Source organism: Pediococcus inopinatus, assembly GCF_002982135.1.
Taxonomy (GTDB): domain Bacteria; phylum Bacillota; class Bacilli; order Lactobacillales; family Lactobacillaceae; genus Pediococcus; species Pediococcus inopinatus.
In genome coordinates this window covers 77179-89354 of record NZ_CP019982.1, presented here as the reverse complement: position 1 = coordinate 89354, position 12176 = coordinate 77179, and the positions used below count along the sequence as shown (strand labels likewise).

Genomic DNA, 12176 nt, shown 5'->3' with positions numbered 1-12176 from the left:
CGAGCAGCAAGCGCGTTTAAAACAAAAATTGAGCGGGAAGATTTTAAATTACGGCAATCTAAATACTATGAAAATCGGCAAGCCCGCAAATCCCGTTCTCGCCGATTAATTCAAAAAGGGGCTTTGCTCGAAAAATACTTTCAAGCTGATAACCTCTCGGTCGAACAAACCGAAGAACTTTTAAAAATATTTGCTGACTATGTTAACGCCCATAAACCGGATAAATTAAAAAACGATCAACCTAATAACTAGGCCGATCGTTTTTATTTTCTGGATCATTTTTAGGCTTTACTTCTGGGTTTTGATCTGCAAAATTTTGTAACTGCTTTTGCACCTTTTCTGGATAAGTAATATTTTGGTTTATCCAAGGAAAATGCCTCAAATCGTTCTTAAAAACTTGTCCCTTCTCTCTTGCATAAACAGAGGTAAACTTTTCGCTATTATCATAGATCATGACCTTATCAGATTTAAAGGCCACTAATGGCAAATTATGTTTGGATTGCTGATAACGTTTCTTGATCGTTGCTACTGGAACACCGTGGCCACCTTTTTGTACCCGTTCGTTGACCCTTTGGATAGCTAAATTTTCATCTCGCAAAGCAACATATAATAAAGTCACTTCAAACCCATTTTTGTGAGCTTTGTCAATCAAATTGAGTTGAGCTTTGCCTCTACCTGCCAGTGTTGTTTCTACGTGAATACTTTGCTGGTGATCTAAAGCATAGTGTAGTTGTTTGATTTCTTCTTTCATGGCTTTTAAGTTGTCACTATCTTTATGCCAATCGCCACCCATTTGTCTTAAAAGTTCATCAGCGTTAATCCGTTTTGTTTTGTCAAACAAGATGGGAAATGTATCGTATAGCGTACTTTTTCCTGCTCCGTTAATACCAGCAACAATTATATATTGGGGTTTATCTATCAACGGACAAAGTCCCTTCGCTTAATAACCTCATCTTGCCTTTTATCTAAAAAGTAGGTATATAAAGCGTCATATACTTTGCGCTTTTCTGGATCTGGCTCATGTAATGACTTATCAAGTAAATCTTTTAAATCAGTTTCTTTGGCAATTTCAAAAAAGTCATTAATTGTGATTGTATCTTTCATGTTCATCACACTTCCCAGTTATTAATTTATTTAATCTGATAAGCCATTAGTCCTCATCTGGATCATTGAGCCAATCAGCGACTTCTTTAGCGTCTTTGAACTCTGTTACTGGTGTCTCTTTAGTAGCCTTTAAAAGGCTTAAATTAGCTCTTTCGGCTTCGCTCAGGGCTGGTTTAAACGGTAATGCTGCGTCAGCTACGATCCGCTTATAAAACATATTGATCGCGGTAGTTGGGTTTAGACCTAACTGGCTTAAAACGGCTTCGGTATTATCTGCCAATTCTTTGTCAATCTGGACTTGTACGCGTTTCTTTTCCTTAACTGCCATGATTTTCTCGCCCACCTTTATTACTACTCACATTATACTAATCTTTGAGTACCATCTCAATTAGCCTGCTTCTTTAAAAGTTGTGAATTTAAGTTTGCTGTCCTTTCCGCAATGGCACTTATACAACGTTCCTAAAGTGCCCGTAAGCGCATTTTAAAACTCGTTTAATATAATTATGCTCTATCTGTTTAAAACAGCTTAAATGGCCTTATATAGCTTTTTAGTTTTAAGCACGCTCATCGTTAGGGTGTTTGGCCGCATATTCTCTAGCCGCTTGTTTATTCCACCAAGCGCCAATTCAGCCACTCAAGGTGTCTATTTTTGCTTCTAAGCGATTTTAAAGCGATTTTAATATAATTATGCATGTAACACTTAAAACGGCTTAAATGAGCTTATATGGCGTTTAATTCCAAGAACGCTCATTGTCAGTGTTCTGTTCTTCGGGGTGTTTGGCCGCATATTCTCTAGCCGCTTGTTTATTCCACCAAACGCCAAATAGGTTTTGCATGGTGCCGTACAAGTAGTTTTCCACGTTCTTGATATGCTTTTCATTGCTTCTTAGGGCGTTAAAGTAGCGTCTTAAGGCTTTAGTCATTAAAGGTCTCAGTTCCTCATCACCAAGTAGGATTATGACACCAATATCTTTGTGATCTTTCTCAACTCGGTACTTAGCATTTAAGATAATGCCAATGAAGCGCCGCATTTGTTGCGGGGTACGGCACCAAAAACTAAGTAGTTGCACAGCTTCGGGTTCTAAGAAAACCGGTAAGCCACTGTCTTCATCAGTTAAGAAGTCATTAGCATGGTTCACCAAATCCTGGTTTTGCTTTTGAATTTCTGCTGGTGAAAAATGGGCTGTGGAAAAGTCCAACTTTTGAGTATCTATATTGTATCTATTAGTATCTCTTTCTTTAAGTTCTTTATCTAGATCGTGTCCGATTTTCGGATTTTCGCTCGTAGCAAGGGTTTGCGGAGTGTTGTCAACGAACTTTCGCGAATGTCCGATTTTCGGATTTTCGCTCGTAGCAAGGGTTCCAACGGTCTCCCGCGAACGTCCAATTTTCGGATTTTCGCTCGTAGCAAGGGTTTGCGGCTCTTTTTGAGCATATTCACCGCGTAAATAGACGTCAGTTGACTGCATATCTAGTTCGGCCAGGTAAAGTCGATTGGGTTCGTTTTTGCCAGTTTTGGGATTGAAATGCATGGCTTTTTGATAAAGTAGTCCTGCACGTTCCAAGTCTTTTTTCACGGCTGCTAACTTATCATTTGAGCAGTCGAATAAATCTTTAAGTTCTTGATTGGTAAAAATAAAGTAGACGTGCCCTTCCTCATCAATCCAGTGATTGCGTAAAGAATACTCTAGCCGGTCTTTTAGTACCATGTAAGCTAGCTTAGCGGCATCACTTAAATGTTTGTATTGCTCGCCATACATTAATACCTTAGGGAACTGGAAAAACAAGGATCCATATACGCTATTGGCGTCATAGTAATTGAAATCTGTTGATTTTGTCATAATAAAAACTCCCTTTCTTGACTGACACACGCTGTCTCAAAAGAGAGTTGCTAAAACATTTGATTTGCTTTAAAATACAAATCTGATATGCTCTAACTGAATTACAAAGCGAACATTGGTCGTGATCGGCTTTGTAGTTTCACCAGCATGTGTCTGTTTGTGAGTTGCCCAGTCGGCAACTTTTTTAATTTTTAAGAACTAAAAATGGACTAAGTAGTTATTACAAGCTACTTAGTCCATTGGTCTTATCTTCGTTTTAATTAGTTTACCTTTGCTTGCCCTTAAGGTTTGCTTGCGGTATAATTAGCACGTAAACAAGATTACAATTTTTTCAAGCAATTTTAACTTGGCGGTGAAAATTGCTTGGACTAGGTAGTTGCAAGATAGCTACTTGTCAATACTGCAAAAATCCCAATCCCGAGTGGATTGGGATTTTTTGTTTATGAAAAAAGCATATCATTCTGCAAAGGTTAAGTAAATAGTTTTATGGATATGATTTATGATTAATCATAAATCATATAAAATTTGTGATTAATCATAAATCATGGTAAAATGTTTATGTAAAGGTAGGTGCTACTATGAATGGGAAAACACTATTAAACTTCAACTTTAAAGGTGGCGTTGGTAAGACCACCTTGACTGTAATGGAAACCTATTTATTGGGTCAAGAGGGGAAAAAAGTACTACTTATAGATTTCGATCCCCAGGGAAATGCAACTGAAATTATGAAGGAGACTTATAAAGCCGATTTAAAGCCGGAACTTTCATTATATGAGGGCCTTCTTGGAGGGAATTTGTCTAAATCTATTGTGTCTGTTACAAACCAAATTGATATGATTCCTACAGATTGGACATTGTCTTTATGGATTGGTGCTGTAGAAAAAGTTAGTCGGGTTAAACGTAATATTCTATTACCACAAATGCTTTCAAAGTTAAAACAAAATTACGATTATATTTTTATTGACGTACCACCAACAATAAATGTCTTTACTAATAACGCAATCATGGCTTCAGATTTCATCTCAATTGTCTTACAAACTCAAAAGCAGTCATATACAAGTTCTTTAAAAACAGCTACGCATTTAGGTGAACTACGTGAACAATACAATGGAAGTTTTCAGTTAGTTGGTGCCATATTGTACTTAATGAAGCCACGTGCAAAAGTTGATACTGAAATTTCTGCACAAGCAAAAGACTTTTTTGGCGAAGGGGTCTTTTCAAACTCAATTAGAACTCAAGAACGGGTTAAAACGTTTGCTAATGAAGGAATACGGAATAAAGACCATTGGGATAAAAGAGCAATCCAAATGTACCAAATGGTTCTTAATGAACAAATACTTAGAATTCAACAGTTAGAGGAGTAATTTATCATGGCAGAAGATTTTTTAAACAAAGTTAGTAAAAAGGCATCTGAACAACTTAAAAATCTAAAAAGTCCATACCAATTCGAAACAGAAAGAACTAAAACCGTTCAACTTCGCATGAGCACATATAAAGAAGTTAAACGCATCGCTTTTGAGAATGACGAAAAAATTGTTGATGTCTTAGAAAAAATTATTCGTGAAGGCCTTGCCAAACGTAAATAAGATTGAGCTTAACTTATGTATTACTGATTGTGTGATTTATGATAAAAGATTAATCTTTTATCATAAATCACACAATCAGTAAACTTCACTGTACAAGGTATATTTAAAATAAATTTGATTTAAACATACGTGGTAGATCGCAAATTTAGGGGTCTAGAATTTTTGGTGTTGGAAAGTATTTCCATTCCAAAAGTACTAGGCCCTTTTTGATAACAAAAAAAGCATCTAAGCCTCCCTAGTGCTATGCTTTAAGCGACGAAACTCAAGATAAGCGGGGTAGGAATAGATGTCTCAACTAGATAATACACTTAAATTACTGGGAATTACAGACACAAACATTCAGGTGTTCGGTACTCGTGAGGAATTTAATGGTCGGGGCTCGGGTCACAAAAAGTATTTGGTCATCCAGGCAGAGCTTACCTACACACTCAGGCGCTGTCCCAGCTGTGGATACAATACGTTGCACCCTAACGGACACAAGCTCACTCATGTCCACATTTCAGGACCCATGGACCGGCCCGTAATTCTAGAGCTAAACAAGCAACGCTGGCGTTGTAGTAACTGCCATAGCACTTGTACGGCCACCACTCCAGTGGTATCAACCAACCACGCCATCGGTCACGGACTAGCGACTCATGTGCTGAAGCTAGCCAGTAAATCACTCCCGGCTAAGACTATCGCCAGTCTCACCGGTATTTCGACAAACTCAGTTCAGCGTATTTTGACGGCTAATATTCATCCACACGCGAGCCGCCGGTTACCGATTAATCTATGCTTTGATGAATTCCGTTCCACGCACGGCTCCATGTCGTTTATTTGCATTGACGCCGACACTCACAAATCAGTTAAAGTACTTAGCGACCGCCTTAATAGAACCATCAAACAGTTCTTTCTTAGTCAGTACAGCACCGCAGAACGGGCCGCGGTTCAACGCGTCATCATGGACATGAACGCCTCCTATCAGGCATTCGTGCACGAACTATTCCCTAACGCCGAACTCATTATTGATCGGTTCCACATTATTCAATTAATGGGCCGGACGATGGATACCATTCGCACTCAATGTTTAAAGCAACTCGACAAGCATTCGCGGGAATATAAAGTACTGAAATCACTATGGCGCCTATTCCACAAGGCCACCCCTGACGCACAAAAGAGCCGCTACCTCTTCGGCCTGAATGAGTACTCGACCGAACAGAACGCTATTGATATTGGAACCGATACGTTTCCGGCCTTCAAAACAGCTTATGAAACCTACATCGATCTCCACGATGCTTTGATGGGGCGTCACGCTGATGAACTCAAGAATATCATCACTAACTATCAGCCTAACGGCACGCCCCTAGATACGGCCATGCATACCCTACGAAAGAATCTTAATGGAGTAATTAATGCCGCCAAATCGTCCTACTCTAACGGACCGATAGAAGGCATCAACCGTAAGATCAAGGAGCTCAAACGTGCTTGTTATGGCTTCTCCAATCAGGCCAATATGTTCACACGCGTCTACCAGCTGATTGCCTAGATTATCTACCACAATAACGTCACGATGGTAGGCTTATTTGTTATGCCTTCAAGTACGATATTCAGACGACACACCAGATTAAACGCCGCAACTAATAAAAAAACAAAAAAGATCTCCCACACGAGGAGATCTCCAAAGGATAGAAACTATCCTTCAACACCATTTGACAAAGAGCCGTTAAAAACATGACTAGTTTTTATCTTTATAATTTATTTTTATTAACGATTAAATTAGAATCTTGCCATACCTAATGCATGTTGAGCAGCTAGGTTAAGCAAACTCCATTGACGGTCAAATCCTGGTTGGAAGAAGAAGTCTTGTTCAGCCAAGTCTTCCAAGCGCATCTTATGACTAATTGCCAAAGCTAAAACATTGCCTTGAGCAGTAATATCATACTTAGAAAGGACAGCACCGCCTAAGATTTGGTGAGTATATGGATTAAAGGTTAAGCTGACATATACCTTAGGATTATCTGCTTCTGGGACATAAGCTGGACGCATATGATCTTCATAGAAGCTAGTTTGATAATCAAGCTTATTCTTAGCAGCTGAAAACTTATTTAATCCCGCAGTAGCGAAGTGATAGTCAAAGACGCTAAGAGCTGAAGCACCGATAACACCCTTGAAAGCGCGATCTGGCTTATCTTCAAAGATATGATCAACCACATATTGTGCTTCTCTTCTAGCAGTAGTAGCTAAAGCAATTGGCATTGGCTTACCTGCTGGAATAGAAAGTGGCAAAATTGCATCTCCAATAGCGTAAACGTCTTTAACATTCGTTCTCAAGTATGGATCAGTCTTAATCCAGCCTCTTTGATCTAAATCAACTGTGCCCTTTATCCAATCAGTATTAGGAGTTACCCCTGCTGAAACAACAACCAAGTCAGCTGGTATATCGCCTTGATCGGTCTTGACGCTTTCAACTTTTTCATTACCGTTGAAGCCTTCAATTTTAACGCCCATCTTCAAGTCCATATTCTTCTTAAAGGTAGGTTCCAAAACATCAAGCAATTCAGGGTTCAAGTAAGTTCCTAATGGACGATCAATCATGTCCATTAAAGTTACATGCTTGCCAGCTTTAGCAAATACTTCACTAGCTTCAGTACCAATATAACCAGCACCAACAATAGCAACATTCTTAATTGCTGGATTGTTAACAGCACTCATTAACTTAGAAGCCCAATCACGTCCACGCATTAAATAGATATTCTTAAGATCATTGCCAGGTACTGGTAAAACCTTTGGCGTTACACCTGATGAAAGAATTAACTTATCATATTGAACTTCTTCTTCAGAATTATTGGTTAAATCCTTAACTGTTACTGTCTTATGTTCAGGATGAATCGCGGTTACTTCATGGTTGGCATAAACATGACCGCCCTTCTTTTCAACATCTTCAGGAGCAAAGTTTCTGACGTCATCTTCAGCCGTAACTTTATTTTCTAAGTATAATTGCATACCACAGGACATAAATGAAATAAAGTCGCCAGCTTCATAAACAGTTACATCTACATCATTATATTTATCCAACAGCTCAATTGCTGATTCATGACCACCATGTGAAGCACCAACAATTACAATTTTACGTTTATCCATAAAATCCTCCTAACACAATAGTTTCTTCATTACATTTTCAAGGGTAACACTTATTACTTAATGTCTATCATATTTTGCTCAATAAATTTGCTTCACTGCTTTCAGTGTTGCCCGATATTGATCAGTGACTAATCGATCAGGCCGACCATTGGTCGTCAAGAGACGCTTCAAAAAGTGATAGGATGCGGTATAATCGCGGTGTTTTCGTAACTCAAAATCCATGGTCAAACCGTTACTGTCAATAGCGCGATACAAATAGGCCCAACGGCCTTTAACTCGAATATAGGTCTCATCGATTCGCCAACTTTTAGCGTGAGCTGTTTGATGCCGACGCCATAGAGCCTTAAAGATGGGGCCATAGTGATGAACCCAACGCATGACCGTGGTGTGATGAACAGTGATACCCCGATCCCGAAGCAATTCAACGATGTCACGATAGCTGAAACTGAATCTGAAATAGTAGCCAACGGCTACTAAGATGATGTCCTTTTGAAAGTGGCGTCCCTTAAAGTGATTCATGCGCGCAATCCCTCGTTTCTTGGCACCCAGTATACTAAAATCAAGTCAGCAAGGAAAATTTGCACCAGAACCAGTAAAACTAATGATGTACCCTATTGTTACCACCTGTAAGTTCAACAAACATTAGTAACATATAGGTGACCCGATGGGAAACGTGAAGTGCGTGAAAAATGAGAATAGAGGTAAGGACATGAGTGAGACATTTAAAATGATGAATTGGCAGCTTGATCAATTTATAGATCAAGTCCTAGTCGCGCTGGATCAGCTTATTTCAATCGTATTATCACCGTTTGTTTGGTTCTTCCAACATCCGCTTGCTGATTTTTGTAAATGGCTTTTCGGACCGCAATCTATTGCACAGGGGAAACGGTATTGGCCGTTATTCTCGTTGCTTTGGGAGCATATGCAATCTTTTTCGTGTTTCACACAGCTGCATTGGTAGCCATTGCAACGTTTGTCATACCAGATCTCTTGTCACTCCTCGGGCATATATTCCACTTTGGGTTTAAGAAGCTGTCCAAGATCTATGGTTTTTGATATACTTCTATGTAAAAAGCGAGTTTAAGCTATGAAAAATTATCCCAGCAATATTACTCGGCAACAATTTGAATTAATTCGACCAGCTTTAGAAAATTTTCGTAAGCGAACTAAGCCTCGAAAATATGACCTCTACGAGGTCTTCTGTGCGGTCCTATATGTCTTGAAAATCGGTTGCCAATGGCGTCAAGTCCCCGGTGATTTCCCAGAATGGCGGTCAGTTTACAACTATTACAAAATTTGGTCAACTAAAGCTGAGCCTACGGCTGATTCTTTATTGGAACAAGTTTTAAAAAAATTGTCATTGCTCGGCGAACTTACCAAGGACGTTCAGCTTTAACTTCCTTTATTATCGTTGACGCTCAGAGCGTCAAAAACACCGCTACTGCTGAAAACAAAGGTTACGACGCTGGTAAGAAAATCTCAGGGATTAAGCGCCATCTGGCAGTTGATATCAATGGCTTTCCGCAGGCCATTCACATGACGCGAGCGAACGTCTCTGATCGAGACGGGGCCAGTGCAATGATCGCTTTACATGCCATGCATTTACGCCAGGTTCAAAATGTCTTAGTTGATGGTGGTTATTCAGGCGTTAATTTTCAGCTCGATGTAGCCAGTAATTTAAACGCAACCGTGCAGGTTGCGAAGCGCAATGAGTTGCATCGATTCGAAGTCATGCCCCAACGTTGGGTAGTCGAACGATCTTTTAGTTGGCTAGAGAATTGTCGGCGACTTTGGAAAAATTGTGAGCGTCAATTAACCACCAGTCTGCAAATGGTCGTTTTAGCATTTTTAGCACTATTACTTAAGAGATTTTAGACAGCTTCTTAAGCGCTACTGGAAGCTGTTGTTAGTACCAACTGAACAGCTTAACTTTGAACAATTCAAAAAGTGGACTAATTTTCCTTACTGGATGGCTGCCACCGATGTTGTCCATCAGCTGTTATCGTTGGATTCAGAACTAGAACAAACTTATCAAGTCTTAAACAGCGTCCGGACAGCTGTCCAACATCAAGATTGGCATAACTACAATGCGGCATTTTGGAATAACAAAACGTATTCTGAAGAAATGAAGAACACGATTAAAACACTTGAAAGCCATCATGATGAGATTCGTAACACCTTTACCACACACTATTCAAATGGTCCTTTGGAAGGTTCTAATAATAAAATCAAGGCGATCAAACGAGCCAGTTTTGGCTATCGCAGCTTCTGGAGGTTTAGAACTCGAGTACTATACGTTTTCAAAATCAAAACAAAAAGAGCCCTAATCACGAAGTGATTAGAACTCGAAATATGGATTCACCAACAACAGTTGACGAAGAGCCAGAAAATCTTGCTGAGCCTTTTTTTAAAACCAAATTTTGCTAGCAATTAAAACTCCAATTGCCAAAATTACTGATGAAATGAAAGCTGCAGCAAATGCCGGCAACCCTCTTTTTAAAATAACTCTAAAATTAACACTCATACCTAAGGCTGCCATTGCCATCCCCAAAAAAACATAAGCTACTTTAACCAAGGCTGTTAAAGCTACTGTACTAAATGGCAAAAAGGTTCCTAAAACACTTGCTAAAATAAAGCCACCCATAAACCAAGGAATCGGTAATTTAGCTTTTTTATCACTAACTGGTTGTGTCTTTTGACTGTGTTTTTGATACCAGAAACCAATGGCTAACGTTGCCGGGGCCAACATTAAAACACGAGATAACTTAGTAATAATTGCATTGTCTAAACCGATTGAACCAGCAGCACTGCCAGCAGCAACGGCATGAGCTATTTCATGCAATGATCCGCCGACAAAAACGCCAAACTGAGTGGCATTTAACCCTAACAAAGGTTTTAAGCCTAGGTCGATAAAAGTAAAAATTGTTCCCATAATTGCAACAATTGCCACGGCTAAAACTTCATTCTCCCGTTGACGTTCAGCTTGTTTTGCCGGCACTTTTATCTGCGGGGAAATTCCCATTACTGCTGCTGCCCCACAAATTCCAGTTCCACTGGCTGCCAGAATAGCTAATTCTGGTTCGACTCCAAACTTTCTTTCTATAAAATAAGTCAAACAAATCGTTCCACTAACCACGACCACCGCTAACAGAATCGTTTTAATTCCCGCTTGTGCCAATTGAATTAAATTTAGCTTAAATCCTAATAAAATAATTCCTAAACGCAAAAATTTATTTGAAATAAAGCCAATTCCAATTCCAGCCTGACTCTTTAAAGTTCCTGCTGTTTGAAATATCATCCCTAAAATCAAAGCAATAATTAAAGCTCCAAATAACGAAAAATATGGCAATTGTGCTAACAAACTACCAATTACAGCACAAATCAGTGTCATCGCAGTTGCTAACCAAAAACTCTTTGTTTTTAAAACTATTGAAAATTCCACTAGCATTCCCTCCCAAGTAATGTTTTAATAATACTAACTATCAGTCATAAAATAAAATTATTATTTGCTATAGTAATATAATGAATACTTATGGGAGCTTGCAATGATAACTGCTGAATATCAAACTTTTTTAATTTTAAGTGAAACCCTTTCTTACACTAAAACAGCGGCTAAGCTTTTCATTTCTCAACCAGCTGTCACCCAACAAATTCAACGGCTTGAAAACCAATTAGAAATAAAATTAGTTAATTATCAGCGGCCTTATCTGAAACTTACACCTGCTGGCGAAGAATTAGCAGTTTTTCTTACCCGAATACGTTCGCAAACAACACAGTTAATGGAAATTTTACAAGATGATCACCAAAAACACGAGATTCAATTCGGAATCACTCGTTCATTAGGTGAAGTTTTTGGTAGTCAGTTGATTGAATTTTTGCAACTCAAAAATGATTTGCAAAAAATTAGTTGTTTAGCTGAAAATACACAACACATTTTACAACAAATCGAACTTGGAAAAATGGACTTTGGCATTATTGAAGGCAATTTTAATAAAGCTAAATTTTCATACCATATCCTCAGCCAAGAAGAATTCATTCCCATTTGCAGCCCAACTCATCCCTTAGCAAAAAAGAAAATTGTTAGTTGGAATGAATTAGCGTCCTACCCGCTGCTAATTCGCGAACCCGGATCTGGATCACGAACCTTGTTAACTGCTTTGGCACAAAAAGAAAACATCAGTTTAAATGACTTTAAGCAGTTAATTACCATTTCTGAACCAACCTTAATTCGCCAATTGGTCTGTGCCGGATCAGGAATTAGCTTTCTTTATCGCTTATTAATCAAAAAAGAGTTAGCAGCTGGGACAATTAAACAACTACCGCTTGAACGCGGGACAATTGCCCATGATCTATATTTTATTTATGCCAAAGAAAATTATTTTGCGCAACAATATTTTAAATGGTTTACAGAACTTAAACAGCAGCTGCAATAAACTAGCAGCTATGATTTCGAGACCTCTACAAAAAGAGAATAAGATTTCCAAAGAACCCGAACATCGTTAAGAATTATAGCTACTTTCAAGAA

Annotated in this window: 12 protein-coding genes and 2 pseudogenes; 7 read left to right on the top strand and 7 right to left on the bottom strand. The window is 38.8% G+C overall.

Annotated elements, in window-relative coordinates; all coding sequences use genetic code 11:
* Nucleotides 1-241: 241 nt before the first annotated feature.
* From PI20285_RS11035 to PI20285_RS11015, 4 genes are all read right to left on the bottom strand, one after another.
* A complete protein-coding gene (locus PI20285_RS11035) occupies nucleotides 242-922 on the bottom strand; it encodes an ATPase (protein WP_010012556.1) in 681 nt (226 codons plus the stop codon).
* Entirely contained in the window at nucleotides 919-1104 is a 186-nt protein-coding gene (locus PI20285_RS11030) for a hypothetical protein (protein ID WP_056986640.1), read from the bottom strand. Before PI20285_RS11030 ends, PI20285_RS11035 begins: the two co-directional genes overlap by 4 nt.
* A gap of 46 nt (nucleotides 1105-1150) precedes the next feature.
* A complete protein-coding gene (locus PI20285_RS11025) occupies nucleotides 1151-1432 on the bottom strand; it encodes a type II toxin-antitoxin system RelB/DinJ family antitoxin (RefSeq protein ID WP_010014831.1) in 282 nt (93 codons plus the stop codon).
* A gap of 403 nt (nucleotides 1433-1835) precedes the next feature.
* Entirely contained in the window at nucleotides 1836-2945 is a 1110-nt protein-coding gene (locus PI20285_RS11015) for a replication initiator protein A (RefSeq protein WP_057775414.1), read from the bottom strand.
* 578 nt (nucleotides 2946-3523) lie between these two features.
* Between PI20285_RS11015 and PI20285_RS11010 the strand changes: the two genes are divergently transcribed.
* The 3 genes from PI20285_RS11010 (at nucleotide 3524) to PI20285_RS11000 (ending at nucleotide 6056) form a co-directional block, all read left to right on the top strand.
* On the top strand, nucleotides 3524-4309 hold the full coding sequence (locus tag PI20285_RS11010) for a ParA family protein (RefSeq protein ID WP_017866972.1): 786 nt from the start codon (nucleotides 3524-3526) through the stop codon (nucleotides 4307-4309).
* A gap of 6 nt (nucleotides 4310-4315) precedes the next feature.
* Nucleotides 4316-4531: a hypothetical protein gene (locus tag PI20285_RS11005; protein WP_003649837.1), complete on the top strand. Its 216-nt coding sequence runs from the start codon at nucleotides 4316-4318 to the stop codon at nucleotides 4529-4531.
* A 286-nt stretch (nucleotides 4532-4817) separates the two neighbouring features.
* The gene (locus tag PI20285_RS11000) at nucleotides 4818-6056 is read left to right on the top strand and encodes an ISL3-like element IS1165 family transposase (RefSeq protein ID WP_105782272.1); all 1239 of its coding nucleotides are present in this window, start codon (nucleotides 4818-4820) and stop codon (nucleotides 6054-6056) included.
* 230 nt (nucleotides 6057-6286) lie between these two features.
* Here the strand turns inward: PI20285_RS11000 and PI20285_RS10990 are convergent, their stop codons facing one another.
* Together PI20285_RS10990 and PI20285_RS10985 are read right to left on the bottom strand one after the other, a co-directional pair.
* Nucleotides 6287-7651, bottom strand: a complete 1365-nt coding sequence (locus PI20285_RS10990; RefSeq protein ID WP_042749386.1) for an NAD(P)/FAD-dependent oxidoreductase — start codon at nucleotides 7649-7651, stop codon at nucleotides 6287-6289.
* An 84-nt stretch (nucleotides 7652-7735) separates the two neighbouring features.
* A pseudogene (locus PI20285_RS10985) lies at nucleotides 7736-8170 on the bottom strand (IS6 family transposase); the annotation flags it as partial.
* A 190-nt stretch (nucleotides 8171-8360) separates the two neighbouring features.
* Between PI20285_RS10985 and PI20285_RS10980 the strand changes: the two are divergent.
* The 3 genes and pseudogenes from PI20285_RS10980 to PI20285_RS10970 form a co-directional block, all read left to right on the top strand.
* Complete coding sequence (locus PI20285_RS10980) at nucleotides 8361-8612, top strand: hypothetical protein (protein WP_225363919.1); 252 nt, start codon at nucleotides 8361-8363, stop codon at nucleotides 8610-8612.
* A 126-nt stretch (nucleotides 8613-8738) separates the two neighbouring features.
* Nucleotides 8739-9526, top strand: a protein-coding gene (locus PI20285_RS10975) for an IS5 family transposase (protein ID WP_105782271.1) whose coding sequence is annotated in 2 segments (ribosomal slippage) — nucleotides 8739-8997 and nucleotides 8997-9526 — 789 coding nt in all. Because the reading frame shifts where the segments join, the coding sequence is not laid out codon by codon here.
* 7 nt (nucleotides 9527-9533) lie between these two features.
* A pseudogene (locus tag PI20285_RS10970) lies at nucleotides 9534-9989 on the top strand (ISL3 family transposase); the annotation flags it as partial.
* Nucleotides 9990-10058: 69 nt separating this feature from the next.
* Here the strand turns inward: PI20285_RS10970 and PI20285_RS10965 are convergent.
* Nucleotides 10059-11042 carry a YeiH family protein gene (locus PI20285_RS10965; RefSeq protein WP_420892118.1) on the bottom strand — a complete coding sequence of 328 codons (984 nt, stop codon included), beginning with the start codon at nucleotides 11040-11042 and terminating at the stop codon, nucleotides 10059-10061.
* Nucleotides 11043-11196: 154 nt separating this feature from the next.
* Between PI20285_RS10965 and PI20285_RS10960 the strand changes: the two genes are divergently transcribed.
* Entirely contained in the window at nucleotides 11197-12084 is an 888-nt protein-coding gene (locus tag PI20285_RS10960; protein WP_057775579.1) for a LysR substrate-binding domain-containing protein, read from the top strand.
* Nucleotides 12085-12176 lie beyond the last annotated feature (92 nt).

Coding starts and splice junctions, on each gene's coding strand:
- PI20285_RS10960 (WP_057775579.1), top strand. CDS start 11,197: ATGATAACTGCTGAATATCAAACTTTTTTAATTTTAAGTGAAACCCTT.
- PI20285_RS11030 (WP_056986640.1), bottom strand. CDS start 1,104: ATGAAAGATACAATCACAATTAATGACTTTTTTGAAATTGCCAAAGAA.
- PI20285_RS11000 (WP_105782272.1), top strand. CDS start 4,818: ATGTCTCAACTAGATAATACACTTAAATTACTGGGAATTACAGACACA.
- PI20285_RS11010 (WP_017866972.1), top strand. CDS start 3,524: ATGAATGGGAAAACACTATTAAACTTCAACTTTAAAGGTGGCGTTGGT.
- PI20285_RS11015 (WP_057775414.1), bottom strand. CDS start 2,945: ATGACAAAATCAACAGATTTCAATTACTATGACGCCAATAGCGTATAT.
- PI20285_RS10990 (WP_042749386.1), bottom strand. CDS start 7,651: ATGGATAAACGTAAAATTGTAATTGTTGGTGCTTCACATGGTGGTCAT.
- PI20285_RS10965 (WP_420892118.1), bottom strand. CDS start 11,042: ATGACACTGATTTGTGCTGTAATTGGTAGTTTGTTAGCACAATTGCCA.
- PI20285_RS10980 (WP_225363919.1), top strand. CDS start 8,361: ATGAGTGAGACATTTAAAATGATGAATTGGCAGCTTGATCAATTTATA.
- PI20285_RS11005 (WP_003649837.1), top strand. CDS start 4,316: ATGGCAGAAGATTTTTTAAACAAAGTTAGTAAAAAGGCATCTGAACAA.
- PI20285_RS11025 (WP_010014831.1), bottom strand. CDS start 1,432: ATGGCAGTTAAGGAAAAGAAACGCGTACAAGTCCAGATTGACAAAGAA.